The sequence below is a fragment of the Streptomyces sp. NBC_01296 genome (genome assembly GCF_035984415.1).
In the GTDB taxonomy this organism is placed as follows: domain Bacteria; phylum Actinomycetota; class Actinomycetes; order Streptomycetales; family Streptomycetaceae; genus Streptomyces.
Genome location: NZ_CP130720.1, coordinates 454,179 through 479,376, shown reverse-complemented (window position 1 = coordinate 479,376; position 25,198 = coordinate 454,179). Strand labels below are relative to the sequence as shown.

At 70.5% G+C, this 25,198-nt stretch carries 23 protein-coding genes and 1 pseudogene; 10 read left to right on the top strand and 14 right to left on the bottom strand.

Going from position 1 to position 25,198, the window contains the following annotated elements; translation table 11 throughout:
- Positions 1-9 precede the first annotated feature (9 nt).
- From OG299_RS02345 to OG299_RS02335, 3 genes and pseudogenes are all read right to left on the bottom strand, one after another.
- Positions 10-1,084 (bottom strand): annotated as a pseudogene (locus OG299_RS02345) (YncE family protein).
- Positions 1,085-1,146: 62 nt separating this feature from the next.
- On the bottom strand, positions 1,147-1,734 hold the full coding sequence (locus OG299_RS02340; RefSeq protein ID WP_266637982.1) for an ankyrin repeat domain-containing protein: 588 nt from the start codon (positions 1,732-1,734) through the stop codon (positions 1,147-1,149).
- Positions 1,735-1,895: 161 nt separating this feature from the next.
- The gene (locus OG299_RS02335; protein ID WP_327360240.1) at positions 1,896-4,238 is read right to left on the bottom strand and encodes an Rv1355c family protein; all 2,343 of its coding nucleotides are present in this window, start codon (positions 4,236-4,238) and stop codon (positions 1,896-1,898) included.
- Positions 4,239-4,510: 272 nt separating this feature from the next.
- Here OG299_RS02335 and OG299_RS02330 point away from each other — a divergent pair, with 272 nt between their 5' ends.
- Positions 4,511-5,431: a hypothetical protein gene (locus OG299_RS02330; protein WP_327360239.1), complete on the top strand. Its 921-nt coding sequence runs from the start codon at positions 4,511-4,513 to the stop codon at positions 5,429-5,431.
- Between the two features lie 171 nt (positions 5,432-5,602).
- Positions 5,603-6,589 carry a hypothetical protein gene (locus OG299_RS02325; protein ID WP_327360238.1) on the top strand — a complete coding sequence of 329 codons (987 nt, stop codon included), beginning with the start codon at positions 5,603-5,605 and terminating at the stop codon, positions 6,587-6,589.
- A gap of 91 nt (positions 6,590-6,680) precedes the next feature.
- Here OG299_RS02325 and OG299_RS02320 read toward each other — a convergent pair whose 3' ends face one another.
- The 7 genes from OG299_RS02320 to OG299_RS02290 all read right to left on the bottom strand — a co-directional run bounded on the left by OG299_RS02320 (position 6,681) and on the right by OG299_RS02290 (position 13,644).
- Positions 6,681-6,941, bottom strand: a complete 261-nt coding sequence (locus OG299_RS02320; protein ID WP_266637990.1) for a hypothetical protein — start codon at positions 6,939-6,941, stop codon at positions 6,681-6,683.
- 235 nt (positions 6,942-7,176) lie between these two features.
- The gene (locus tag OG299_RS02315; RefSeq protein ID WP_327360237.1) at positions 7,177-8,391 is read right to left on the bottom strand and encodes an acyltransferase family protein; all 1,215 of its coding nucleotides are present in this window, start codon (positions 8,389-8,391) and stop codon (positions 7,177-7,179) included.
- A 249-nt stretch (positions 8,392-8,640) separates the two neighbouring features.
- A complete protein-coding gene (locus OG299_RS02310) occupies positions 8,641-9,834 on the bottom strand; it encodes a hypothetical protein (protein ID WP_327360236.1) in 1,194 nt (397 codons plus the stop codon).
- A gap of 160 nt (positions 9,835-9,994) precedes the next feature.
- Positions 9,995-10,594 (bottom strand): GTP-binding protein, encoded by a 600-nt coding sequence (locus tag OG299_RS02305; protein ID WP_266637995.1) that lies wholly within the window; start codon positions 10,592-10,594, stop codon positions 9,995-9,997.
- On the bottom strand, positions 10,581-10,955 hold the full coding sequence (locus tag OG299_RS02300; protein WP_266637997.1) for a DUF742 domain-containing protein: 375 nt from the start codon (positions 10,953-10,955) through the stop codon (positions 10,581-10,583). The genes OG299_RS02305 and OG299_RS02300 overlap by 14 nt, the downstream gene beginning before the upstream one ends.
- Complete coding sequence (locus OG299_RS02295; RefSeq protein ID WP_266637999.1) at positions 10,955-11,377, bottom strand: roadblock/LC7 domain-containing protein; 423 nt, start codon at positions 11,375-11,377, stop codon at positions 10,955-10,957. Before OG299_RS02295 ends, OG299_RS02300 begins: the two co-directional genes overlap by 1 nt.
- Positions 11,374-13,644 (bottom strand): sensor histidine kinase, encoded by a 2,271-nt coding sequence (locus OG299_RS02290; RefSeq protein ID WP_327360235.1) that lies wholly within the window; start codon positions 13,642-13,644, stop codon positions 11,374-11,376. The genes OG299_RS02295 and OG299_RS02290 overlap by 4 nt, the downstream gene beginning before the upstream one ends.
- A 762-nt stretch (positions 13,645-14,406) precedes the next feature.
- Here OG299_RS02290 and OG299_RS02285 point away from each other — a divergent pair.
- The 4 genes from OG299_RS02285 (at position 14,407) to OG299_RS02270 (ending at position 19,153) form a co-directional block, all read left to right on the top strand.
- Complete coding sequence (locus OG299_RS02285; protein WP_327360234.1) at positions 14,407-16,770, top strand: helix-turn-helix domain-containing protein; 2,364 nt, start codon at positions 14,407-14,409, stop codon at positions 16,768-16,770.
- A 139-nt stretch (positions 16,771-16,909) separates the two neighbouring features.
- Complete coding sequence (locus OG299_RS02280) at positions 16,910-17,137, top strand: hypothetical protein (RefSeq protein WP_327360233.1); 228 nt, start codon at positions 16,910-16,912, stop codon at positions 17,135-17,137.
- 273 nt (positions 17,138-17,410) lie between these two features.
- On the top strand, positions 17,411-17,944 hold the full coding sequence (locus tag OG299_RS02275) for an SMI1/KNR4 family protein (protein WP_327360232.1): 534 nt from the start codon (positions 17,411-17,413) through the stop codon (positions 17,942-17,944).
- Positions 17,945-18,394: 450 nt separating this feature from the next.
- A complete protein-coding gene (locus tag OG299_RS02270; protein WP_327360231.1) occupies positions 18,395-19,153 on the top strand; it encodes a MerR family transcriptional regulator in 759 nt (252 codons plus the stop codon).
- Here the strand turns inward: OG299_RS02270 and OG299_RS02265 are convergent.
- Complete coding sequence (locus OG299_RS02265) at positions 19,129-19,413, bottom strand: NAD(P)-binding domain-containing protein (RefSeq protein WP_327360230.1); 285 nt, start codon at positions 19,411-19,413, stop codon at positions 19,129-19,131. The two genes, OG299_RS02270 and OG299_RS02265, sit on opposite strands and share 25 nt — an antisense overlap.
- Positions 19,414-19,422: 9 nt before the next feature.
- The gene (locus tag OG299_RS02260) at positions 19,423-19,944 is read right to left on the bottom strand and encodes a MarR family winged helix-turn-helix transcriptional regulator (RefSeq protein ID WP_327360229.1); all 522 of its coding nucleotides are present in this window, start codon (positions 19,942-19,944) and stop codon (positions 19,423-19,425) included.
- A 35-nt stretch (positions 19,945-19,979) separates the two neighbouring features.
- Here OG299_RS02260 and OG299_RS02255 point away from each other — a divergent pair, with 35 nt between their 5' ends.
- Complete coding sequence (locus tag OG299_RS02255) at positions 19,980-20,393, top strand: carboxymuconolactone decarboxylase family protein (RefSeq protein WP_327360228.1); 414 nt, start codon at positions 19,980-19,982, stop codon at positions 20,391-20,393.
- Between the two features lie 63 nt (positions 20,394-20,456).
- Here the strand turns inward: OG299_RS02255 and OG299_RS02250 are convergent, their stop codons facing one another.
- Entirely contained in the window at positions 20,457-21,347 is an 891-nt protein-coding gene (locus OG299_RS02250) for a hypothetical protein (RefSeq protein ID WP_327360227.1), read from the bottom strand.
- Positions 21,348-21,948: 601 nt separating this feature from the next.
- On the opposite strand from OG299_RS02250, the gene OG299_RS02245 reads away from it, so the two are divergent.
- The 3 genes from OG299_RS02245 (at position 21,949) to OG299_RS42635 (ending at position 24,767) form a co-directional block, all read left to right on the top strand.
- A complete protein-coding gene (locus OG299_RS02245; protein WP_327360226.1) occupies positions 21,949-23,781 on the top strand; it encodes a glycoside hydrolase family 15 protein in 1,833 nt (610 codons plus the stop codon).
- A gap of 358 nt (positions 23,782-24,139) precedes the next feature.
- A complete protein-coding gene (locus tag OG299_RS02240) occupies positions 24,140-24,289 on the top strand; it encodes a BTAD domain-containing putative transcriptional regulator (protein WP_327360225.1) in 150 nt (49 codons plus the stop codon).
- A gap of 97 nt (positions 24,290-24,386) precedes the next feature.
- Positions 24,387-24,767: a BTAD domain-containing putative transcriptional regulator gene (locus OG299_RS42635; protein ID WP_442817576.1), complete on the top strand. Its 381-nt coding sequence runs from the start codon at positions 24,387-24,389 to the stop codon at positions 24,765-24,767.
- Here OG299_RS42635 and OG299_RS02235 read toward each other — a convergent pair.
- Positions 24,700-24,963, bottom strand: coding sequence for a WD40 repeat domain-containing protein (locus OG299_RS02235; RefSeq protein ID WP_327360224.1), 264 nt, complete (start codon positions 24,961-24,963; stop codon positions 24,700-24,702). The genes OG299_RS42635 and OG299_RS02235 overlap by 68 nt on opposite strands.
- Positions 24,964-25,198: the final 235 nt, after the last annotated feature.

The following is a 25,198-nucleotide window of genomic DNA, read 5'->3' as shown; positions in this document are numbered from 1 at the left end:
CCCGCCGTCCTACAGCACCACGACCCCCAGGGGCCGTGCGCCCGCCTCGAGTCGGCGTGTCGTACCGCTCGGCAGGTCCACGACGGTGATCCCGTTCCAGTGGCCGTCCCGGGTGAAGCCGCCCGTGACGTACGCGGTGCGGCCGTCCGCGGTGACCGCGACGTCCTCGTGCGGCCCGTCCAGCGGGACCGTGCGCTCCGTCCCACCGGGGGACCGGACCGTCAGCGAGGCCGTGTCCTGGTCCTCCGCCGCGCCGACCACCAGCAGCGTGCCGTCGGGGGCGAGGGCGGCCCCGTGCTGGTGGATGTCCGCGGTCATCGGCTCGACGGCGACCCGGCCCGTACCGGGGTCGAGGACCGCCAGCCTCTCACCCTCGAACGGCAGCAACAGCCGCCCGTCGGAGGGCCGCACCACCGCGTAGTGCGGTTTCAGCCAGGAGCCGAGGCCCTGCTCCCCGTAAGGGGCGACCACCAGTCGCCGCGCCGCCAGCGTGTCGGCGCGCACCGCCGTCACGTCGTAGGAGTCGTGCCCGGTCGCGTACACCTCGCCGCCGTCCGCCGCGACGTCCACGTCGAAGGGGCGGCGGCCGACGGGCACGGTGGCGGTCACCGTACGGGTGGCCGTGTCGATGACCTCCAGCACCCCCGGGCCGCCGGGCACGTTGACCCCCACGTAAAGGCGCCGCCCGTCGGGCGCGAGCGCGATGCCCATCCCGCCGCCCCGGTACTCGCCGGTGGTCACGGGCCCGCTGCGGGTGCGGTACGGGATGCGGCCCAGGCCGGTACGCGTGGCGGTGTCCACCACCGCGACGCCCTCCGCCGTCGCGACCCACGCCCGCCCGTCCGCGCCGAGCGCCAGCCCGTACGGACGGTCCCCACCTCCACCGAGCCGACCGGGCCGCGCGCGGGATCCACGAAGGTCACGGTCGAACCGCCGAAGTCGTGACCAGGAGCGTGCCGCGCGCCGTGGGCACGGCCGCGTCGGCAGCCGATGGCTCGATCCGTGGTGCCGCCGCGGCCCCGGCTCCCTCCGGGCTGCTCGTACGACCGCCACCGCCACCGCCCGCCGCGCACCCGGCGAGCACGCCGACCCCGGCCAGGACCAGCGCCAGCCGATGCCTTCCGGGCCGGGGAACGCGCGGCGCGCTCACCGCAGCAACTCCGCGATCTCGGTGTACCCGCGCCGCTCCGCGTGCGCGAGCGCCGTCACCCCGTCGCCGTCCGCCAGGTCCCGGTCCGCTCCGGCCGCGAGGAGCAGCCGTACGATCTCCTGGTGGGCCGGGCCCCCGTCGCCGAGGATCACGGCCTCCAGCAGGGCGGTCCAGCCGAGCCGGTTGACGTGATCGACGTCGATGTCCGTGACCGCCAGTACCTCCCGTACGTACGCGACGTGCCCGCGCTCGCTCGCCGGGATGTGCGACACGCCGCCGAAGCGGTTGGTGCGCCGCAGGTCCGGCCCGGCCGGAAGCAGCACGCGCAGCATCGCCACGCTGCCGGTCACCCCGGTGACCAGCCAGGCGCTGTCCTGGCGGGCATCCTGGGCGTCGACGTCGGCGCCTGCCGCCACGAGTACCCTCGCCACCTCCACGCGGTTCCCGAGGGAGGCGAGCAGCAGCGGCGTGCGCAGTTCCTCGTCGCGCACCTCGATGTTCGCGCCCCCTTCGACCGCCGCCCGTACGGCAACGGCGTTCCCGGCCCGCGCGGCGTCCAGCAACCGGCGATCGACGTCCTTCATCCCGTACCCCTCATCCGCTCCACGGCCTCGCGGCCACCTGTTCTGACTTCGATCCTCTCCCCGTGCTCAAGACCGCCCCGCCCCCGGACCGGCTCCTGCTCGTCATCCGATCGGCCGATGCGCAAAGGACCGCTGTCCGCTTTCATCGGCGACCGGTACCGTCAGGCGCCCTTCGCCCCCGCGAAGCGCAGGCACGAGCGGACGTCGCGGCGGAGCGAGCGGACCGCGGGCGGTGGGGCGTACGACAGCCGGACCAGGATCAGCTCGGCGTTGTCGGGGCGGTGCGGCAGGATCTTGGCCAGCCTGGTGCGCAGGGCCTGCAGGGTCGCGATCTCCTCGGGGTCGAGCCCGGCTCCGCCGCCCCGCTCGACGCGCGCGAGGAGGTAGAGCAGCGCGGTGAGCGGCTGCACCGCCAGCCCGCGCGAGGCGGCGGTCAGCCACAGCCGCTGGAGCGCCCGGCCCCCGCGCGCGTAGGCGTCGGGCGTCGTGCCGGGAATGCTCAGGACGCCGATCGCCGAGGACGCGGCGACGAGTTTGCGGGCGCCCTCCTCGAACGAGGCACCGCCCCCGATCCGCCGGATGAAGGCGAGGTTCGGCCAGTGCCGGGCGATGGAGATGCCGGCCAGGTCCGTCCGGTCGAGCTGGAGCGTGGCGACGTCGATGCCGTCCCGGGTGCGCCGGACCTCCTCCTCGTCCCAGCGCATCTCGGCCATCATGTCGCGGTGCAGCGCCGGTGACATGATGCGCAGCCGGTCGCAGGCGCCCAGGATGCGGCCGGCCTCTTCCAACCCGTCCCGTTCGGTGACCAGGTCGAGCAGTGCTCCGCTCTCCTGCGCGCACCGCGTCAGCGCGTCGGCGTCCGGACCCGCGAGCGGAGTGTCCGTGCCCGGGGCGCGATTGGTCGTACGGCGCCCGATCCACCGGGCCAGTGGCACCCGCGGCCCGTCCGCCGCGCCCGCCTCGTCGTCCCCGTCGTCCCCGTCGTCCCCGTCCGTGAAGGAGAGTTCGAAGACCAGGCCGGGATCGGCCGGATCCGGGAAGACGCGGGCTCGGCAGGCCCATCCGGCGGCGCGGGCGGCCAGGTCGATGTTCTCCACCGCCGCTCCGATCGCCAGATGGCTGCCCGACCGCTCGAAGTCGAGCAGCGTCGGCGCCAGGTCGTCGTCGATCCGGCACTCCAGCACCCGCCCCCGCGAGACGAACCGCCACGGCTGGACGTTGCCGCCGGACGGGGCCTGTATCCCGTACGAGACGAGGCGGCGTACCGCCTCCTCGTCCAGCGGACGTCCGGCCTCGGGGAGGTGGAGGGGCGCGGCGGCCTCCTGCGCCGCCACCTCCCGCGCGGCCCGGGCCGGGGGAGGCTCTTCGGATCGCAGAATCGTTTCCGTGCCGTCGCGAACCAGCTCCGCGGGATCGACGAAGTAGCGCCCCGACGCGGTGAACGTCCCCAGGAGCAGACGACGTGCCGTGTCGGTGACCAGTGCGGCGCCGAGCGCCACCCCCGAGGCGAGCTGCGGCCAGGAGGAGATGGTCTGCCCGATCTCGACCAGCGACGGTACGAACCGCTCCGACGGCCGTTCCTGGTCGAGGATCCGCAGGACGTACGGCACCTTCTCGCGTGTGGACAGCGTCTTGAGGTCGGCGGCCGCCACGCCGCTCAACAGCCCGTGCAGCAGCGGGCGGTGCGGCTCGCGGTCGAACCGCTCGACGTCCAGCATGCCGCGCTCGTTGGTCTCCATCAACACGGGGATGCGGTGCGCGCGGGCCCGCTCGCGGGCGTACACCTTGATGTACAGGTCGTCGCACTCCTCCACCAGGAGATCGGCGCGCCCGCCGCCGGTCAGGAACGCGTCGACGTTCTCCTCGGTGAGCCCCTGCGGCCAGACCTCGATGTCGAGATGGGGGTCGATCTCGTACATCTGGCGTGCGGCGATCACCACCTTGGGCAGGCCCACATCGGCGACCGAGGCCCGCAGGCGGTTGAGGTTCGAGAGCGACAGCCGGTCGAAGTCGGCGAGCCGGAACCGGCTGCCCACACCCTCCTGGGCGAGCGTGACCGCGCTCGCCGCCCCGACCGAGAGGCCGATCACGGCGATCGTACGGCCCGTGAGGAGCTCCTGCTCCTCGGCCGTGATCTTGTACCGGTTGCGGGACTGCCGCAGCTCGCGGTACTCGTCCCGGGGCAGTACGTGGACGAGTTGCCGTGACCACGGGTACCAGGCCCACGACCCGTACGCGCTCGCCGGCCGCCCACCCAGGTGCGCCTCCACGGCGGCGGCGAGCTCATCCGGGTCGGGGGACCAGTCCGGCCTGCGTGCGGTCAGCAACTCCGCCACCTGCTCGGCCAGCGCGTCCCGGACGGCGGCCACCTCGCCGCGCTCCACGAGCGCACCGAGGGCCGTACGCTGCGCGGGGTCGTCGAGCGAGTACAGCGTGGGCCGCAGCGGGGCGTCTTCGTCGGCGGTGGCCGCGGTGAGTGAACCGATCAGTGTTTCCAGGCTCATGGGGCACTTTCGTGAAGTCCCGTGCGGACACGGGCAAGGGGCGCCCGCCGTCGGCTGCCGTCGGCGGTTACGGGTACGAGGCGGAGCCTACGATCCGGCCGTCCTTCCCTGTACGGAAAGAGCCGACATCCTGAGCAAGTCTGTCGGCGCTCGTGCGGGTGGTCCTGCGGTACCACCCCCGGATGGGGGAGAGCGGGTGCGGCCGGCGGGGGATGTGGCCGGCCGGGGTGACGTTCGAGGATGGGATTCCTGCTGGCGGAGGGGGAGTTCGGGTGGATCGGTGGGATCGGGTCGGGCGCAGTGCGGCTTATGGGGCGGCGTTGGCGCTGCTGCCGTACTTGTTGATCAAGGTTTCGTGGGTGGTCGGCTCTCTGGTGGGGGTACTGCCGGTCGGCAACGGGTTCGGTGTGGCGGAGTGGGTGGTACTCAATACCGTGACGATCGGCATGGCCGCGATCGGGATCGCGTTGGCGCTTGCTCTGGTGCGGCCATGGGGGATGCGGATACCGGGGGCGCTGGTCGCGTTCTGTGCGTGGGTGGGGTCGGGGTTCCTCGTCTCGATACTGCCGTTCGCTGTGTTCGGTGCACTCCTGGACGGGGGCGGCGGTTCACAGGGCGGCGGCGAGGATCCGGCCATGCCGGTCTGGGAAGGCGTACTGGTCCAGTTCAGCTTTCTGGGGATGGGGCTGGGGCTGGCCCTCGCAGTCCCCGCGTACCTGCGGCGGCGCTGGCCGGAAGCGTTCGCCGGGCGAGTCGGCGACGGCCCGCGCACGGCGTCGCCATGGGCGGCTGCCGTCGGTGCGGCGGTCGGGCTGGTCTGGCTCTACTGGGCGGTCGGCGGCACGGTGGGAATCGCGCACCCGGCCGGGCGGGTCACCGACTGGTACGTGCTGGGAGCCGTCTCCGGTTTCTGGGCGCTCGCCGGATCCGCCGCCGTCGGGATGGTCGCCCGGGCGCGACCTGCCCGGTTGCCCCGCTGGCTGCCGCTGGTGTTCGGCTGGGTCGGGTCGGGGTCGCTGTTCGCGTGGAGCAGCTGGAAGCTGCCGATCACGCTGTATACGGCGTGGGCGGACCCGGTTGGCGCCGGCCGGCCTGAGAGCCTCGCTGTCGTGGTGGTGCTGCTCCTCTGCGCCGTAGCGGCGGGCGCGGCGATGCTGCGGACGCTCGTCCGCACGCGTATCCGCGTCCCATGACCAGCCCGAGACCGCCGATCCCGAACCACTGACGCGCCTTCGGTACCGCGCCTCCGCTCCGCAGCAGCCTGCCGCTCACTCCGTCTGGCAGCACCGATTGCACCGTCTCCACGGGCAACCGGTGGTAGCGACCGCCAACTCATGCATGATTACCCACACTTAAGGATTCCCATGAATCGCAGGACACTCTTGAAAAGCGTCGCGGCCGTGACCGTCGGCGCTCCCCTCGAGTCACTGGCGACAGCAGCGAGAGCGGGAGCCGCCGGCACCTACCACGTGGCCGTCTGCGAGCAGACGAGGAATCAAATCCTCATCCATCCGGGCGGTCCGGTGCTCTGGACCCCGGCCAATCGGCTGTGGAGGTGGCAGGCGCCCGCCACTTCCGACTGGAATCTCCTGTCGGACATCAAGTTCCGCGAGACGACCGCGTTCGGCTGGGTTGCCCTGGTCACCGCCTCGGGGGGCCGGGTAGGCATCGTGAACATGGGCGACGGAGACGAATTGCTGTGGTCCGCCGCTCCCAAGGGCAACCCGCACTCCATCGAACGGATCCCCGGCATCAGCGCCGTCGTGACCGCCTCCACATCCCCTTCGGGCAAGATCACATACCCGGGGTTCCTCACCGTGTACGGGCCCACCGACTCGGATGACCCCAGCACTCTCACCAACGTGCAGGAGATCGCTGTCGAAGGCGCCCACGGGCTCTGGTACGACGGCAACTACCTGTGGGCGTTGGGCACCTGGACCATCACCAAGTACCAGGTCACCGGCAGCCACCTCGACACCAGACTCGTCAAGGTCTGGGGACACACCTTCCCCGCCCCCGACCCCTTCAACGGTCACAGCCTGGACGCCGACTACAGCGACGCCGCTTACCTGCTCGTCACCGGAGGCGGCTCCGTCCAACGGTTCAACAAGGCCACCGGCGCCCTCACCAGAATGCCCCAGTCGGATTCCGGCGTGAAATCCTTCTCCCGCATCGCATCCGGTGAATCCTTCTGGCAGCAAGCCAGCGGCATCGGGAAGTACAGCTGGTGCAACAGCGAAATACAGTTCTTCGACAGTGTCGGCAACAAGTCCTTCCGCCGCTCCTTGGAGGGCTACGGGTATACGGGCCAGTTCTACAGAGCGCGCCTGTCCAGCGTGAACTTCAGCTGAGACCGCGCAGGATTTCGGGCTGTCTCACGCCGCGGCCGGTCACTCTTGTCTCAGGACCCAGGGCGGTGGTGAACCCCCGGACCGGGGCTCATCACTCGCATTCGTTGTCGAAGTCGTAGGGCGGGATGGTCCATCGCATCACCATCTCTCCCGCCTTGTCGGCTTCGAACGTGACCGGATAGGCCTGGCCGGCATCCCGCTCACCGCGGTGCCTGATCGAGTGGTCGCCTTGGTCCCATTCGATGCCGAGCACATGGCAGCCGCCGACCTCGACCGCGCCGACGCGAAGCGGATGGTGCCACCCGGCCCGCCGGAAGAGGTGGAAATCGGTGTGCTCGTCGACCGAGACCATGAGGCCCCGGCCCCAATAGGACACATCGGCGAGCCCGTCGGCCGGCTCGTCGTCCCTTCCCCCACGCGTCCAGCCCTGTGGCGTCGCCGACAACCATGCCGCACCGGTCGACGGGCAGGTCCTCGAGCCGGACCGGGACCGTCCGGTCCGCGGTCTCGGGCCACGGAAGACCAAGACTGACCTCCAGGGTCGCGATCGTCGGTTCCTCGTCGAACGGGGACGGCGAGGACTCAGGTCACTGGCGGACGGCCGGGATGCGTTCCGCCTCGGGCGCGGAGGCCTGCGCGGGAAGCAGGTCGACCAACGGCCCGCACGGGGTGCCCGACCGGATGTCCTGCACCCCGCGGCGCAGGCGGTCGCGCAGCAGCCGGCCGAGCGGGCGCTCCACGAGCCGGTGGATGAGCCAGGCGAGCAGCAGCATCGAGGTGGTCACTGCGATGACCAGGGGTACGGGCGCCATCTCGCGGCGGAAGTGGTGGATGAAGGTCAGCCCGGCCATCATGTGGATCAGGTAGAGCGGGTACGTGAGCGCACCGGCGTGCGGGAGCCAGCGCCACTGGATGCCGTCGAGGGCGCCGAGCGCTATGGCCGCCATGACGGCGAAGCCCGCCGCGATGATCAGATGGGCGGGCCAGGCGGGCGTCCGGTCGGTGGCGGCCCGGCCCAGACTGGAGATCATGCGGGCGTGCACATGGTGTTGTGCGAGGAGGAACTGGACGCCGACGACGGCCCACAGGACGGCGTTCGGCCGGAATCGGCGCATCAGGTAGAAGGCGATTCCGGCAATGAAGTACGGGGACGCGGACGAGGCCGCGAAGAAGGACAGCACGCCGTCGTCGGCGGAGGGGGCCACGATGCCCGCGAGGGTCCAGGCCGCGCAGAACAGGACGCAGTTGCGGTAGGTCACGCCGCGCATGACCACGATCGCGAACAGTACGTAGAACTTGAGCTCGACGAAGAGGGTCCAGTAGGCGTCGTCGATGTTCGGGACCCCGATGCCGCTCTGGAGCATCGACAGGTTCACCATGACGTCGCTGAACGCCTTGACCTGTCTGACCTCGGGCCAGCCGAACAGCACCAGGGAGGTGAAGACGACGGCCGCCCAGTACGCGGGGAAGAGCCGGGAGACCCGGGACACCGCGAAGTCGCCCGCGGTGCGGCCCCAGGCGCTCATACAGATGACGAAGCCGCTGACCAGGAAAAATATCTCGACGCCGAGCCAGCCGTAGACGGCGAGCCGGTGGGCGGTCGGGAAGATGTCCTCCGGCGGTTCGCCCCAGGCGGTCGCGAGGGCGAAGTAGTGGTAGAACAGCACGCCGAGTGCCGCGAGGACCCGGACCCCGTCGAGGGCCGCCAGGCGCCCGCCGGGGGCCGCGGGCGCCGCTCCGGCGGGCGTGCGGCGGCCCTGGCCGCCCGCCCGCGAATCTCCGGCTGAACTGCTCGAGTTCATGCCCCGACCGCCCCCTTGAATGTACGACTGCCCGATCAACGACTCGGATCAGCGGAACATTACAGCGCACGTACAAGCAGCTCACAGCGCCTGCCCGGCAGCTGGGGAGGGGTACGCCCGGTTTGTCGGACGCCCCCCTGACGAGCTCGTGCACGGTTGGCGGTCGGGCGCCGAAGGCTACGGCGGGACTCGGTGTTCACTCCTGCCGTGCCGGGGCGGCTGTTCAGAAGCCGGCGCGGCTTCGGTCCCCTACGCCACCGTGTGCGGCACCCAGACGGCGGCATGGAAAGGGCCGTTGGCAGTGAACGGGTCAGCGGGCGGAAGTGCCGCACTGCCTGCGACGACGCCGCGGGAGTTGACCTGCGTCGCGGAGGAGTTGAGGCCGCCGAGGGAGGCCAGGTAGGTGAAGTCGCTGTTGTCGACGCGGGTGACGAAGGCGAAGGAGTTGGGGGCGAAATTGTCACCGACCATGACGTTCCCCGTGATCTGCTTGACCTCGGTGACACCACGCCCGGAGCCGATCATGGCGCTCGCGTGCGTCATGAGGTCGAGCGAGCTGGAGAGCAATCCGTCGCCGCCGACCACGGTGCTCCCGCTGATCAGCTGCGCGGTCAGGAAGTGGGACCCCAGGTCCGTGCGGATGCCGGTGCGGAGGTCGTAGGCGTATCCGGTGAGTCCGTTGCCGGCCGTTCGGGACTGGCCGACCACGGTTGAGCCGCTGATGTCGTTGGCTGTGCTGGAGCTGCCGCCGAGGGTGCCGAGATCGGTCATGGTCCGGGTGCGGAGGTTGTACGCGAACCCGTGCTGTGTGGCGGCGGGCGTGTTCGGCAGGGAGGAGCTGCCCACGACGATGGCACCGCTGACGGCCGCCGCGGTGCTGTTGCCCGACGGGCCGGCGAGGCTGCCGAGATCGGTCATGGTCCGGGTGCTCAGGCTGTACGCGAACGCGTGGGTGACCATGTCGCCGGAGAGCGAAGACGTGCCCACCACGGTGTCACCGCCCAGGCCGGTGACGTTGGTGGTGCTGCCGCCGAGCGTGCCGATGTCGAGGAGCCGGCGGGTGCGGACGTTGTAGGCGAATCCGTGCGTCGGGCCGTGGGCGGAGAGGTCTGACTCCCCGACGATGTAACCCCCCTCCACGCCGGTCGCCCGGCTGGAGTCCCCCAGCGTCCCGAGATCGGTCATGGTGTGCCGGCGCAGGTCGTACGCGAAGGCGTGTTCGGCGGCGTTGCCGCTCGTCTGCGAGCTTCCGACGACCGTGTTGCCGTCGATGGCGGTCGCCTTGCTACGGGTACCACCCAGGGTGCCGAGGTCCTGCACGGTGTACTGCACGGACCCCGCCGCCGAATCGGCCGAGGACGTGTCAGCCCCGTACGCCGGACCGGCCCCCGCGGCGAGCAGGCCCGCGCCCACCAGAACCCAGGCACGTAAACGCATGCGCATGTTGCCCCCTGAAATGATCGGACGAAACGAGCACGGTTCGGCCGACCGCTGTGCCTTCCCCGAGCACGGGCCGGCCGGATGTTGCACGGCCTTCACTTGTACGTCAGTTCCGATCGACCAAACAGTGGGCGGTCGGCCACAAATGAGACGCTCGTGCCGATCAGGCGCTCGCCGCGGTCCGCGCCTCGGCGATGACCACGTCGAGCAGGGTCAGCAGGGCGTCGCGGGCGTCCGTACGGGAGCGGGCGTCGAGCAGGCGAACGGGCGTGGCCGGGTCGCGCAGGTGCAGTGCAGCGGCGATCTCCTCGGCGGTGTACGGCTGCTCGCCGTGGAAGCAGTTCGCGCCGACGATGAACGGCAGCCCCCGGCTCTCGAAGAAGTCGATGGCCGGGAAGCCGCGGTCCAGGCACCGCGTGTCGACGAGTACGAGTGCCCCCAGGGCCCCGTTCAGCAGGTCGTCCCACATGAACCAGAACCGCTCCTGGCCGGGTGTGCCGAACAGGTAGAGGACGACTCCGGCGTCGGCGAGGGTGATCCGGCCGAAGTCCATTGCGACGGTGGTCAACGTCTTGGACTCGATGCCGTCAAGGTCGTCGACACCGACGCCCGCGCTCGTGAGCCGCTCCTCCGTACGCAGCGGCTCGATCTCGGAGACCGCCTCGACCAGAGTCGTCTTGCCGACCCCGAATCCACCGGCAATGAGGATCTTGACGGGGGATGCCTCCGGGGCCGGAGCATCGGAGGTGTCATATCCGGGCAAGGTTGTCCCTGATTTTCATGAGCAGGTGGACATTGGTGGTCTCGGCCTTTTCCAGGGGCGGCCGATGGTGGATGAGCCCCCGGTCCGCGAGTTCGCCGAGGAGAAGCGTCATCGGAGTGAGGCGGATCTGCATCCGCGCGGCGATCTCGGCGACCGCCAGTCCGCCCGACGGCGCGCACATGGCAAGGACGGCACGCCATTCGGTGGGCAGGCCACTGAGTGCGTCGTCCTCGGAGACCGCCGCCACGATCGTGGTGTCCATGGTCAGGACGGTCTGCGGAGCGGCGGCTGTACGTCCGTCGGTCAACGCGTACAGCCGGGTCCGGCGGAGGCTTCGGCGAGGCTGCGGCTCGTCCGGCATTACGACGTCGACGTCGGTGTCGACGTCGGCAGCGGGGTGCGCTCGGGGGTGCCCAGCCACTCGCCGAGCGCCTGGGCAGTGCGGACCGCCTCGCCTCCCAGCTCCCCGAGCCGTGCCTTGCGGGAGGTCACCACGATGAGCGTGCTGCCCTCCCCGCACCCGACGATGCAGAGATACCGGTCGTTCATCTCCACCAGCTGGCGGATGACCCCGCCGCCGCCGACCTCCCTCGATATCGCCTTCATCGTGGCGGCGATCCCGGAGGACGCGGCCGCGATGCGCTCCGCCTGGTCCCGCTCGAGCAGGTAGGCGCTGAGCTTGATCCCGTCGTTGGACAGGAGCACGGCTCCCTGGATGCCGGCGATCCTGCTCAGGTTGTTGTCCAGGACGCTGTAGATCATGTCGTTGGCTGTCGTGGTCATGGCTGATCCTGTCTGAGCTCTGCTTCCACTTTCTGGGTCCCCTCTTCGTAGTCCGCCCAGGCGTCGGCCACCTCTTCGGGTGTCGCCGTGTCCTGGCCGGCATCCGGCTCCGGGGCGCGGGGCCCGCGGAGTTGCCGGGTGAGGTGGGTCTGCGGGACGCGCTCGGGCAGGGGCGGCCGCGCGCCGTCACGGGGTCCGGAGCGAGCGGGCAACGCCCGCTCGGTTCGCAGCCGTACGGGCATGAGGGCGGGGGCCGCCAGGGCCTCGGGGGCGGGGCCCCGTACGGGCATGAGTGCGGTGGCGGGATCCGGATTCCGGTCGGGTGCCGGCCCGGGCCCCGACGCAGGGACCAGCGCCCGCTCGCCCTTCCGTTCGGTCGGCACGAGCAGCTCGCCCGGCAGGACCACCACGGCCGCCGTCCCCCCGTACACCGAGCGCCGCAGCGTGACCCGGGCCTGGAGCTGGTCGGCCAGGTGGCCCACCACGAACAGGCCCAGCCGGTGCGCGTTCTCTGCGAGGACGGAGTACGGCGGCGCCGTGTGCAGGCGCCGGTTCATCTCCTCGTACCCGGCGGCCGCCACGCGCGGTCCGCGGTCCTCGATCTCGATCGACAGCCCGTCCGCCGCCAGTTCGGCGCGCACGACCACCTTCGAGCGCGGGGGCGAGAACCGGGTCGCATTGTCCAGCAGCTCGGCCAGCAGGTGGCTGATCTGACTGATCACGTGCGGCTGCACGCTCGCCTCGTCCAGCGCATGGCGTTCGATCCGCCGGAAGTCCTCGACCTCCGCGGCGGCTTCTCGCAGCAGGTCGGCCAGGCGCATGGGCTCGGTGTGCGGGTCCGGGATCTCACCACCGGCGAGGATGAGGAGGTTCTCGATCTGGCGCCGCATTCCCACCGTCAACTGATCGGACCGCATCAACTGGGCCAGGAGCGCCTCGTCGTGGCCGAAGGCGTCTTGGAGTTCCTCGGTCAGGCTCAGCTGGCGGCTGACGAGGTTTCCGGTGCGTGAGGCGATGCCCGAGGCGAACAGGCCGAACCCGTGCCGCTCGGCCGCGAGCTGCCGGTGTCCGTCGACGGACACGGCGACGACACGGGCGAAGGCGTCGCTGATCCGCCCGACCTCGTCCTGGTGCCCGCCCACGGTCGGCAACACCTCGGCGTCGACGGCCTGCCCGCGCTGGAGCCGGGCCACCACGTGGGGCAGAGTCTCCTCTGCGATGGCGACCGTACGGGTGTGCAGGCGGTTCAGCCTGCGCAGCACCGACCGCGTGGTGAGGACGACGACCGCGGTGACCAGCAGGAGGGTGCCGCCGCTGCCCCCGACCAGCCAGTACACCTCGGTCTCCAGGTCGGAGGCCTTCGCATCGGCGTGCGCGAGCACGCTCCGCGACCGGTCCGCGTTGAGCGCGGCCAACTGCGGCGCGAACGCGTCGTGGGCGGCACGCCAGCCGCTGACATCGGCCGGCAGCTTCACTCCGGACGCGGTGTCCTGGTGGTTGCTGACGACCGCATTCTCGATGCGGATCTTGGTGCGCCAGGCGTCCGAGGCGGTGAGCTTGTCGTACGAAGCCTCTTCCGCGGGCGACAGGTACGGCACGATCCAGGTGTCGTAGAGGTACCGGTGGGTGCCGAGAGCATCGAGCAACTCGGAGAAACCGGTGGCCGCCAGCTCCTTGGACGGCCCGGCCAGAGCGAGGAGGGTGTCTTCGCGCGCGACCATCTCTCCCGCGGAGTACAGCGCGACGGCGGGCCTGCTCTCCTGGGCGAGTTCCGCATCCTCCGCGTGGCTGAATTCATACTGGTATGCACGGATGATGTCGCCGATCACACCGGTGTAGTAGTCGACCACCTGGTCGGCGCTGCCGCTGTGGGCGTCCGCGCGCTTACGGAACGCGGCCAGCTGGTCAAGCCGGGCGCTCACCTCGTCGAGGTGCCCGCCGCCCTGCCCTGAAGGCTCCGCAGCGTCGCTGCCGTTGCCGGAGACCCGCCGGATCTCCACCACCGCACGGTCCGTTGCCGCCCGCTTCTCGCGCAGGTCGTCTTCGGCGACGGAGGTGCCCGCCCAGCGCGCCGCCGTCATCACCCGCTCCGCCTGCAGCTGGGTCATGAGCCCGACCAGCGGTACGCCGATGCGCTCGCCGGCTTCCACATCGGTGCGCAGGTGCTCGGACTGGGCCAGCAACCGCTGGGCGGTCACGGTCACCTGGGCGGCCATCGCCACGGTCGGGACGACGGCCAGGCAGACCAGCATGGTGCGCAGGCGCACGGTGCGGCGGCGCCGAGGGGGAGGCGGGCTTGGTGGACCTTCGGGTTCCATCGGAGACATCGGTCCTCGGGAGCGGTGGAACGGGGAGGGGCCCACGGACGGCCGAGCACGGTCCTCGGGAGAGGGCATGGGGGAACTGCCGACGCGGCCCCGTGGGGTGAGGGTGCAGATCGATCATATCCAGCCAGTCCGAATAAACGGAGAGCTTACTTCCCTGCTTATGCGTGGTATGGGTACCGATACGTCACCGGCCGACACATCTGCTGCGGCCCGTATCGCCAGATCCTGCAGTGGGTGCCTGCGGGCCGCAGGTCACGGGTCATTGTCGACGTTGCGGCTGTGGCAGCGCACCTGCGGCCCGTCGGCGAAGCGCAGGGCGATCAGGGTGCCGGGGTCGGCCCGGGTGTGCACGAACCCGACGGCGCAGCCTGCGCGTTGCGGGTCTCTCCGGCTGCTGCCGGGTACCGGCACGCCCGTTCCCGACGGCCCGCCCGTCGCAGCGGCGGCCGCCCGCTCCGCGTAGCTGGTGCGTCGCTTGGCAGCCCAAATCGCGACTGGATCGAGGCTGACCTGCTCGCCGAAGGGGCGTCCGCGAAGGCGGTGTGGAAGGCCGACGCCCCGGCCGCCGTACGCCGGTGACCGGCGTCGACCGGGGGCGGGCCACGAAGTTGCGCAGGCAGAAGTCGAAGTAACGTTTTGGCATACTTCTGTCGGTAGGGTCCGCCACTTCGGCGGGACCGCGCTGACCAGGGGATTTCAGTCATGAGCAACGGGGGGTTCGCCGCGCGCCTGTATGCCCTGCGGACGGGCGCAAGGCTCAGCCAGGAGGAGCTGGCACAGGCCGCGGGGGTGAGCGTGCGGGCCCTGTCGGACATGGAACGCGGGCGCTCCCTGGGCCCACAGCGACGCACCGTCCAGGCCCTGGCCACCGCCCTGTGCCTGGACACCGCCGCCGCCGGGGAACTCGAACACGCCGCCGCCCTGGGCCGTCCCCGCTCTCGCCGCGCAGCCGGTCCCGCCGGGCCCGCCGGCCCGTCGGCCGACCGCTCCAGGACACCGGCCGCCCCGCACCACATACTCGAATTGCCGCGCGATCTCAGCGACTTCACCGCCCGCGGCCCCGTCCTGGACCGGCTGCGCACCCTGGTCGAAGACCTCGACCCCGCCCACCCGCCCGTCGCGGTGGTTTGCGGACAGCCCGGCCTGGGCAAGACCGCCTTCGCCGTCCACGCCGCCCACTCCCTCGCCCCCCACTTCGCGGACGGCCAGTACGCCCTCGACCTGCGCGGCATGGACCCCCGGCCCACCCCGCCGCGTGACGCACTCGCCCGGCTCCTGCGCGCCCTCGGCACCCCCGATAGCGCCATCCCCACCACCACGGACGACCGCAGCGGCCTGCTGCGCTCCCTTTTGCGCGACCGCCGGGTCCTCCTCCTCCTGGACAACGCCGCCGACGAGGACCAAGTCCGCCCCCTGCTGCCCGGCCACAGCCCCACGCTCACCCTCATCACCAGCCGCAACACCCTGGCCGGCCTCGAATCCGTCCACCGCCCCGAACTCGCGCTGCTGCGCCGCGAGGAAGCAGTCGAGCTCCTCACCCGCGTCATCGGACCGCACCGGGTCCAGCAGGAGAGCCAGGCCGCCCGCGACCTGGCGGACCTGTGCGGGCACCTCCCCCTGGCCGTCCGTATCGCCGCACAACGCCTGGCCTCCCGCCCCGGCGAACACCTCGCCAAACTCGTAGCCCAGCTCGCCGAACACACGACGCGCCTGGACATCCTGCAAGCCGGCTCACTGCAGGTCCGGGCCGCCTTCGCCCTGTCCTACCGGCAGCTGTCCGGGCCCACGCGCGCTCTCTTCCGCCGGGCCTCGCTCGCTGCCGGCCCCGACTTCAGCCCCCAGAGCGCCGCACTGCTGACCGGCCTGCCGCTGCGACAGGCAGCCAGGTGCACACAGGAACTCACCGAAGCAGGACTGCTTCAGCCCCACCCCACCGCCGACCGCTACCGCTTCCACGACCTCCTCCACCTCTTCGCCACGGAACAACTGGCCGAAGAGGACGAGCCTGCGCACCTCACCACGGCCCAGAGCCGGGCCGACCTGTGGACACTGCGCCGGGCCACCGCCGCCGCGCGGCTCTTCGACACCGAACCCCACCCCGGCGCCACCCCCGACGCCGACCCCGACCCCGACCCCGCCACCGCGCCCGCCGACCACGACCAGGCACGAACCTGGCTGGAGGCCGAGCGGGCCCAGTGGCTCGCGGCCTTGGGCCGTGCCCACGCCGACGGCCTGCACCAGCAGGTCATCGACACCGCCGAGGCGATGCACTGGTTCTCCGACCGCACCCTGCACTGGGAACTGTGGGCGCAGGTCTTCCAGTGGGCCGTCGACTCCGCCCGCGCCCTGGGCAGCAAACGCGACGAGGCCATCCACCTCAACTACCTGGCCTGGGCCTACAACATGTGCCTCTACGACCACGCCGCCGCCCTGACCACCGCACAGACCGCCCTGGCCGCGGCCCGCGAATGCGGCGACCAGCTCCAGGTCGGTTGGGCCCTGGGCTACGCGGCCGGAGCACTTCACCGGCTCGGACGGACCGAAGAGTCCATCACCCGACTCCGAGAAGCAGCGGACCACCTCGGCAAGCAGACCGGCGCACAAAGCCGCCTCGCCGAACTGACAGCCCTCAATACCCTCGGCCAGCACCTGCGCCAGGCCGGCCGCGCCCGGGAAGGCCTGACCATCCACCGACGCAGCGAAGCCATCTGCCGCGCCGGCGTCCCGGGAAAACCACAAGAACTGATCGGCCTCTACCTGGCAGTCACCCGCCAGCACATCGGCAACGACTACGCGGCCCTCCACCGATGGAACGACGCAGAAGGCCCCCTGCGCTATGCGCTCACCCGCTTCGAAGCGGCCCAGATGCCTGCTTGGAGCGCACCGGCACGCCTCGACCTCGGCATCGTCCTGCGCCACCTGGCCCGGCACCAAGAGGCCCTCGAAACCCTGACCGCGGCCCACGAGGCCCTGGTCGGGCTGAACAACCCCCGCCAGATGGAAGCAGCCGACGAACTTCACCGACTCGACTCAGCGGTTGACGTTGTTGGTCACTCGACAAGCTGAGGGAGAGCGCGCCGCCCATCCTGAGCGCGAGAAATACGCGCGGATGCGCGAGACGTGAGGGTGGTGTCCAGGGTCCGGCCCGGAGTGGATATGTTCGTCCGGTGGCGTGTTCGAAGCGCTTCGGGAGGGGAGACTGCCGGTGGACGTTGTCGCGATCATGGAAGCGCTGGCTGAACAGGGCGTAACGGTGCTGTTCAAGGCCGACGCCGAGCGGATGGCAGAGCGCCGCAAGCCTTGGACCTTCGTCGCCAGCGGAGCCCCGTTGCGTGAGGACGTCCTCGTGCGAACCGATGCCGCATCAGTGGAGCAATGCCTTGCAGCGTGCCTGCCTCGCCTTCGTGAGCTGGGCTTTTCGTTCCCCGAGTGAGAGAGCCTCGTCGTAGTCCACCGTGTGCGGAGGGACACCGATCTCACGCAGGTGGACTTGGAGGGCGCCCCTTCATCGGCTGTCTGGGCCGGAGCCCGGGGAAGAGCCGCCGTGAGCTCCTGCTGCTGGCGGGACCGGATGAAGGCCGGCATCAGGTCGGCGACGGGCTCGGGCTGACGACAGGAGCCGAGCAGGCGCCACTCGCCCTTACCCGCCCACCCGCTGTCATCCCGTCCGTCCGGACTCACCGGCCCTGAGGAACAGGACCCCGCCGTGACCAACGCCCTTGCCCGTCTTCTCGAAATCGCCCCGGCGCCGAGCCGGCCCCGCCACAAGGATTGGGGCGAGGTCGAACGCGCCCTCGCGGTCGAGCTCCCCGACGACTACAAAGAGCTCATCGGCGTCTACGGAGGAAGCCACTGGGACGACTACCTCTACGTCCTGGAGCCCCACTGCCCCAACGAACACTACGACCTCCTCGAGTGGGCCACGTACCAGTTCGAAGACCTGGAAGGCCTGTGGGAGTTCGAGAAGAAGCCGGCAGAACTGGACACCGAGGGATCCCGGGTCATCCCATGGGCGACCACGGACAACGGCGAATGCCTGTATTGGCTGGTGCTTCCGGGCCTTGACCCGAACGAATGGACCGTCATGGTGAACGAGGCGCGCGGCCCCCGATGGGAACATCACTCCGTATCGTGCACGCAGTTCCTCGCGTCTTCCCTCGATGGAGAGCTGCAGTCGAACATCCTCTCGTCATTGTTCCCCCGTGCCACCCATGAATTCAGCCGCCTCGATGAGGTGTGACGATGCGCCGCTCTGTCGACCCCAACGGACTCGGCGAGCTCCAATGACGCCGGACTGCTGACGCTGCGTCGGGTTGAGGTGGCCCTGCCGGCATCCCAGCGGCCGTCTCGGTCGCGGGGCGTAGGACCTCGGCGTACACCCGCGCGTATGCCCGGCTCACGGCGGGACGGGCGCGATACCGGAGGCCGCCCCCTGCTTCCCCAGCGCCCGCCTCACGGGGAGGACGGTGTCCTCTCTACGGGGATTCGGAGGCGCACCGGCCTTCGGTTGGGTCGGGATGTGCACGAGTCTCGGCGGTGGGCGGGGTCTGATCGGGGCGGGGTGCAGGCCTTGTCTGTTCGACTGCGAGGAACATGGATTTCGGGGTTGAAGTTGCCGCAGCGGCAGCTTCTACCGTCGTGACCAGGGCCGGAGAGACCGGCCCGGCGACACACACGTGCGGGAGGGGCGATGGACTGGCCGATCTCGGAGGTGGCCCGGATGTCGGGCGTGACCGCCCGGACACTGCGCCACTACGACGAGACCGGCCTGCTGCCGCCGGCCCGGATCGGCGCCAATGGGCACCGCTATTACGAGGAGCGCCAGCTTCTGCTGCTGCAGCAGATCCTCGTGTTGCGGGCGCTGGGCGTCGGGCTGCCGGAGATCGGCCGGATCCTGTCCGAGCAGGTCGACGAGGTGGACGCCCTGAGTGTCCACCACCGGCGCCTGCTCGAGGAGCGGGACCGGCTCGACGCCCTGGCCGGCACCGTCTCCCGCACCATCGCCGAACTGGAGCAGTCCAGGAAGGACGGCAACCCCATGGCCATCAACCGACCGGAGAACCTGTTCGAGGGCGTCCAGCCCTCCCAGTACGCGGAGAACATGCGCGACTTCCCCGAACTCGCCGAGGCGGTCGGTCGGCGCGCTGCGGAGATGAGTCAGGCAGACGCCGACGACGGGCACCGTGACCGCACCGCGCAGATGATCCGCCTGGCCGAACTCATGGCTGGGGGTCACGCGGCCGACGCCGAGCCGGTGCAGGCCGAGATCGACGCCCAGTACCGTGCACTGATGCAGCTGCGTGCCGTCTCCGCCGAGGAGTACCGGGCCATCGGACGTTCCTGCGTGGACAACGACGTCTGGCGCACCGCGTACGAGGCGATCGCCCCGGGTCTGGCCGCGTACCAGCGCGATGCCATCGAGGTCTATGCCACCACCCGGCTGAGCTGAACAGCGGCACAGCCGCCATCGCGGCAACGACCGCGATGGCGTCGGCCGCACGCCACGACCGTTTCCATGCCACGGGCGCAGACCAGACCGCCGAGGTCGAGGATGTCGGTCCAGCCGTAGCACCGGAGCAGTTCGGTGACGGTCTGCTTCGCGTCGGCGTCGTCGCCCGCTATGAACATGGTGTGGTCGCCGCCACCGATGGCAGCACACCGCACGGCCTGACGCGCACGAGGGTGGCGACAGCCGGCCACGGCGGCCATGGCCGACCGTCACGACCCGCCGAGCCAGCTCGTGGCGTCCAGCCGGTACGCCGTCTCCGCCGGTACGACGGTCCGCAGCGCGGCCTCCATGTCCCGTACGCGATCTGCGCCCAGGGTCGCGGCCCACTCTGCCCGCAGCTCGTCGAAGATCGCGGCTGAGCGAGCCAGTGCGTCGTAGCCGCGCTCGGTGAGGCGGACGAGCTTGCGGCGGGCGTCGGCGGGGTCGTCGGTCCGTTCCGCGTAGCCGACGGCGAGGAGGCGGTCCACGGTTTTGCCCGCGGCCTGTTTCGAGACGCCGAGCCGGCGTCCGATGTCGCTGGCGGTCGCCCCTTGCGTGCCGATGGCCTGCATGGCGAAGCCGTACGCGGGCCGCAGGCCGGGGTGGCCCTCGGTCGCGAGGCGGGTGTGGAGGCGGTCGATCAGGGTGCGAAAGCCGGCGAAGAGGAGGAGCGGCAGCTCGTATCCCGGTTCATACCTCTTGCCATCATCGACAACCTGGTTTACGTTCCCCTTGTCGGCGTAGTCAACCATGTTGTCTATCCTAGTCCACCTTGTCTGGAGCTGCCTTGCGTAACGACCTGACCGCCCGCACCGCCAACGCCGTCGCCCTCCTGAAGGACTCCCCGCACACCCTGGACGGCTTCCTGAAGCTCAGCGAGATCTTCGAATCCACGACACTGGACCCGCACTCCCGCGAGACCGTCATCCTGACCGTCGCCGCCCGCAACCAGTGCCATCTGTGCGTGGACATGCACGAGACGAAGCTCAGCTCGCTGGGCCCGGCTCCGGACCCGGAACGGCTCGAGGCCGTACGGCAGTTCACCCTGCAGGTCCTCGCCTCGTCGGGTGCGGTGAGCGACGAGGAGCTGGGGCGGTTCCAGGGCTTCGGCTACACACGGCAGAACGCCCTGGAGGTGGTCCTGGGCATCGGCACGTACACGGTGTCGACGTTTGCGAACCGGCTCACGCGAGCCGCTTGACGCGGAGCAAACCGGCTGCCGCCTGATGGCTGCGTGATGATGACGGGGAGAACGCGGGGGACCTCAGTACAGCGGGCCGGAGGGAAACCCGTGATCCGGCGGGAACGGATCGGGCAGGACGGGAGCCGGCTGATCGGCCCCCTGCACCCGCCCGACGGCCAGACGCGCGGGCCACTCCGCCGCCCACATGATCGCGGCGGCCCCGGCCAGCTGCCAGAAGCCGTCGGCGTGAAGACGGGGGTCCACGAACGCGAAGGCCGCGCAGATCAGCCACAACACCAGGCAGTGGTAGCCGACGAGGACGATCGAGGCGATTCCCGGTACGGGCAGTGACAGTGTGATGCGCGGCAGCATGAAGAGACACGCCACCGCACACAGGGCGAGCGCCTGCCGCCACCCCGGCGCAGAGTCGAGCCGGACGCCGTCCAGGACGAGCGAGGCGAGCGCAAGTCCGGCGGCATTGAGCAGTACGGCGGCCAGCGAGCGCGCGGCCGCGCGGCTGGTGCGGCGGCGGAACAGGGCGAGGAGGGTCCTGGCAGTAGTCGCAACGGCCGCCACCAGCAGCCCCGAGACGAAGGCCGGCCACAGTCCGGTCAGGCGCGCCGGCAGCCCTACGGCGCCGCAGGTCAGCACGCTGGCCCAGAGGGCGAGCGGATACACGGTGAGCCATATCAGCAGGTTGACGAGAGTCTGCAGCGCACCGAGGAGCATCAGGCGGCGCACCGGGGCGAAGAACTCCCGGTCCGAGCCCCAGAGGTCGGCTTCCTCGGCAAGGAGCCCCTGGGCCCGTCGCAGGGACGGCCGCATCAGGAGGGCCGTCAGGCTCGTCGTCGCCCACACGGCTGCGCTGATGAAGGCGGCCATCAGCGCCACCGCGGGTATCTGCCGGCTTGCGGGGCCGGTCAGCCGGAAGTCGACGACCAGAAGCGCGGCCACCACCACGCCGGCAGCCACGGAGGCCAGTCGTAGCAAGACGCTGACGCTCCCTCCCGTACGTCCATGCCTGAGCCCGGTATCGACCGTCATCAGCCCGCCCCCTTGTGAGTTGCGACGTCTGATAGAAGGAATGCCCTGCTTGAAACCTCACCAGCCATGTGGGGCCGCGCCGGTCCGGCGAAGCTGAACCGGCCCTGTTGGTACGAGGCCGTCTCCCGGTGCGGAAGCGGCCCAACTGCCTGCTTGATGCGCCCGGGTCAGATCCGGATTCCGCTCGCCCCGGCGGTCCTTCGTGCGCGCAACCGCCCCCATGCCCGCCCGGGTTCCGTGGCTGCGAGCCGGTGCCGGCCTGTCATTGCGTGATCCAGCGACGCTTCTCGCTCAGCCGGTGGATCGTCGCCGCGGAGTCGTACGGGGTGACACGGAAGGGCCGGCAAGGTGCAGGCACCCCTCTGGCGGTGTTCCGCCCGTGCGCGTGCGAAGCGACAGACCGGATGCGAACATTTGTTCGCCACTGCTCTTCGGGTCGTCGCGCCGGGATCCGGGAGCGTTCTACCATGAAAGACAAGGTCTTCTTGATCCCCGCACCTGCTCTCGGCGAGACGGTAGGGAGGTGGGCATGGATTTCGGGACCGGATCCGGGGGAGTGGACGGCGCACGCTACCTGCCGATTTCCGAGCATGGCCTGATCGGTGATCTTCGCACGGCCGCGCTCGTTGGGACCAACGGAACGATCGACTGGTACTGCTGCCCGCGCTTCGACGCGCCGAGTGTCTTCGCGTCCATCCTCGACGCCGACAAGGGCGGATCGTGGGAGCTGGCCGCCGAGGTGTCGGCGCGTACGCGGCAGTTCTACTTCCCCGACACCAACGTGCTGATCACGCGGTTCTACGCCGCCGACGGGGTGGCGGAGATCCAGGACTTCATGCCGGTCGTCGATGAATCGCGCGAGGCGTCCCGGCACCGGCTGGTCCGGCGGGTGATATGCGTTCGGGGCACGCTCCCCTTCAGGACACGGATAGCCCCTCGCTTCGGCTACGGCGCCGAAGCGCACACCGTACGCGCGCAAGCCCATGAGGCCGTCTTCGAGTCCCCGTCCCTGTCGTTGGCCCTGTCCGCCACCGCGCCGCTCGAGTGTGACGGCACGGACGTGTGGTCGCACTTCAAGCTCCTCGAAGGCGAGTCCGCGGTCTTCGCCCTCGACCGGATCAGCGGTGACGTTCGCCCGCGGGCCTGTCCGCGCGTCGAGGCGGAGGAGCAGTTCGAGGCGACGGTCCGGTTCTGGCGCCAGTGGCTGGGTCGCTCGCGCTACCGCGGCCGGTGGCGGGAGATGGTGCACCGTTCGGCGCTGGCGCTCAAGCTGCTCACCTATGTGCCGACCGGTGCGATCGTGGCCGCGCCGACGACCAGCCTGCCCGAGCGGGTCGGCGGTGAGCGCAACTGGGACTACCGGTACGTGTGGGTCCGCGACGCCGCCTTCGCCATCTATGCCATGCTCCGCCTGGGCTTCACGACGGAGGCCGAGGCATTCATGGGCTTCCTGTCCGACCGGGGCATCATGCGGGGCGTAGGCCCCACCGGTCCGCTGCAGATCATGTACGGCATCGACGGGCGCACCGACCTGCCCGAATCCGAGCTCCTTCACCTCGAAGGGCACCTGGGCTCCGCTCCGGTGCGGGTCGGGAACGCCGCCACCAAACAGCTCCAGCTGGACATCTACGGCGCGCTGATCGATTCGGTCTACCTGTACGACAAGTGGGGCCAGCCCATCAGCAGTGATCACTGGGACGAGGTCGGCGCAGTGGTGGACTGGCTCTGCGACCACTGGGACCAGCCGGACGAGGGCGTCTGGGAGACCCGGGGCGGCCGGAGGAACTTCGTCTACTCGCGGCTGATGTGCTGGGTGGCGATCGAACGGGCCATCCGGATGGCCAACCGCCGCGGCCTGCCGGCCGACCTTCCCCGCTGGCAGCAGAGCCGGGACGCGATCTACCGGCAGATCATGCGGGAGGGCTGGTCGGCCGAGCGCGGAGCGTTCGTCCAGGGGCTGGGGGACGACGTACTCGATGCCTCGGTGCTGATGATGCCGATGGCCAAGTTCATCTCGCCCACCGACCCGAAGTGGCTCTCGACCCTGGATGCGCTCACCACGGATCTGGTATCCGACTCGCTGGTCTACCGCTACGACCCCGAGGCCAGCCCGGACGGCCTGCGGGGCTCCGAGGGCACGTTCTCGATCTGCTCCTTCTGGTACGTCGAGGCGCTCACGCGCGCCGGACGCCTGGAAGAGGCCCGGCTGGCCTTCGAGAAGATGCTCACCTACGCCAACCACCTCGGCCTCTACGCCGAGGAGATCGGCCGCAGCGGAGAACAACTCGGCAACTTCCCCCAGGCGTTCACGCACCTCTCGCTGATCAGTGCCGCCTTCAATCTCGACCGCACCCTCGGCTGAGTCCCACGGCGGCCGACCTGGCCGCCGCGTACGGTATGGGGGCGCGGCCCCGGTGATGGCGGGCCGGCTTCTTCGTCACCCCGGCGATCGGCGGACGCTTCGCGCAGTCGGGGGCCTGGAGAGCGGCGTTCGCCGTGGTGACAACCCTCGCACCGGAGCCCCTCGTACGGCGGGTGGCTCCTGCGGGTCGCCGGACGCAGGCCTCCGGCCTGTGTCGGTGATCAAGAATCCGGCCAATGCCCGTCAAGTGCAGGTGCGAGGGTACGTACCTCCTGTGCACGCGGGGGCGAGGCGGGGCGGCTGGTGACGCTCGGGGACCGGCCATCGGCTCGTTCTCGCGGAACGGGACCACCTGGATGTGGCCGAGTCCGAAGAGTCCGTACGCCTCGGGCGGGAGCACCTCCGTCGACGGGACCACGGTCGGGTCGAGGAGCTACTACGCATTGGGCTGGCCCTGTGGCAGGGGAAGGCCTTCGAGGAGCTGACGGGCAGCGTCTCCTACGCGTAACGCGCCCGCCGGTCTGGAGCTCGGCAGGCAGAGCAGCTCGTCCCGGAACTGACCGGTTTGCTGGCCGGCCACCCACTGCGGGACGAACTGCGGCCGGCTGCTGCTCGCGCTGTACCGCTCGAGCCGGCGAACGGACGCACTGGAGGTCTTCGACGACGGAGAGCGGATCCTGGACGCCGAACTCGGCCCGGGCACCCTCGCCCGAGCTCACCGCACTGCGTACAGCCACCAGGGCACAGGCCCAGGAGCCATTCCTGCCGGGGGAGCGGCGTACGGTGCACGGTGCAGAGGCTCCCCGGCCGTCGCGGCAGCCTGTGCGGGGCCGCGCTCGGCACCGCATGCGCAGCCCCGCTGGGTCCACGACGGACCAGGCCGGCTGACGGTCACCGACCAGCGCGCGTGCAAACGGTTCAGCTCGTTGGGCATACGGGGCTCGCTGATTGTCCCGGCAGGTATGTCGTGCGTTCCTGTGAGGTGAGGTCGCGGTTGACGGCACGGCAGATCTTGTGGATCGCGGCGGAGGGTTTGGGTAGTACGACATCCCATGGCCGCACGGTCTTGTCGTCGCTGGCGGTGGCGACGGTTTTGCCGTCAGGGCTGTACGCGACTGCATTTACCGCGTCGGTGTGTCCGGTAAGGGTGGTGCGGGTTCTGCCGGTGGCCGGATCCCACATCGAGACGCACGGCGAGCCCTTTGGCCGCCGCCTGTTCACCCATCGACTCGTCGACCCGATCCAGCGCCTCCCAGCCACCAGCCGCCTGGCAGTGGGCCACGCCCCCTGGGGACAGGGCCGAGCGCACCGGCATCAGCCGGTGCGCGGCCACGGGAAAAAAGGGGTTGGGCGCGTCGATTGCCGGTTGGTACCGTGCCGGAGGACGTGACAGGACGCGAGGAGGTGAGACCCATGA

Bases quoted from the DNA above. Each gene is read 5' to 3' on its own strand.
- OG299_RS02295 (WP_266637999.1), bottom strand. From the start codon at position 11,377: ATGACCACGACAGCCAACGACATGATCTACAGCGTCCTGGACAACAAC.
- OG299_RS02300 (WP_266637997.1), bottom strand. From the start codon at position 10,955: ATGCCGGACGAGCCGCAGCCTCGCCGAAGCCTCCGCCGGACCCGGCTG.
- OG299_RS02325 (WP_327360238.1), top strand. From the start codon at position 5,603: ATGAATCGCAGGACACTCTTGAAAAGCGTCGCGGCCGTGACCGTCGGC.
- OG299_RS02265 (WP_327360230.1), bottom strand. From the start codon at position 19,413: ATGGCCGCCGTGGCCGGCTGTCGCCACCCTCGTGCGCGTCAGGCCGTG.
- OG299_RS02310 (WP_327360236.1), bottom strand. From the start codon at position 9,834: ATGCGCATGCGTTTACGTGCCTGGGTTCTGGTGGGCGCGGGCCTGCTC.
- OG299_RS02260 (WP_327360229.1), bottom strand. From the start codon at position 19,944: ATGGTTGACTACGCCGACAAGGGGAACGTAAACCAGGTTGTCGATGAT.
- OG299_RS02285 (WP_327360234.1), top strand. From the start codon at position 14,407: ATGAGCAACGGGGGGTTCGCCGCGCGCCTGTATGCCCTGCGGACGGGC.
- OG299_RS02245 (WP_327360226.1), top strand. From the start codon at position 21,949: ATGGATTTCGGGACCGGATCCGGGGGAGTGGACGGCGCACGCTACCTG.
- OG299_RS02320 (WP_266637990.1), bottom strand. From the start codon at position 6,941: ATGGTCTCGGTCGACGAGCACACCGATTTCCACCTCTTCCGGCGGGCC.
- OG299_RS02315 (WP_327360237.1), bottom strand. From the start codon at position 8,391: ATGAACTCGAGCAGTTCAGCCGGAGATTCGCGGGCGGGCGGCCAGGGC.
- OG299_RS02340 (WP_266637982.1), bottom strand. From the start codon at position 1,734: ATGAAGGACGTCGATCGCCGGTTGCTGGACGCCGCGCGGGCCGGGAAC.
- OG299_RS02235 (WP_327360224.1), bottom strand. From the start codon at position 24,963: ATGTGGGATCCGGCCACCGGCAGAACCCGCACCACCCTTACCGGACAC.
- OG299_RS02270 (WP_327360231.1), top strand. From the start codon at position 18,395: ATGGACTGGCCGATCTCGGAGGTGGCCCGGATGTCGGGCGTGACCGCC.
- OG299_RS02335 (WP_327360240.1), bottom strand. From the start codon at position 4,238: ATGAGCCTGGAAACACTGATCGGTTCACTCACCGCGGCCACCGCCGAC.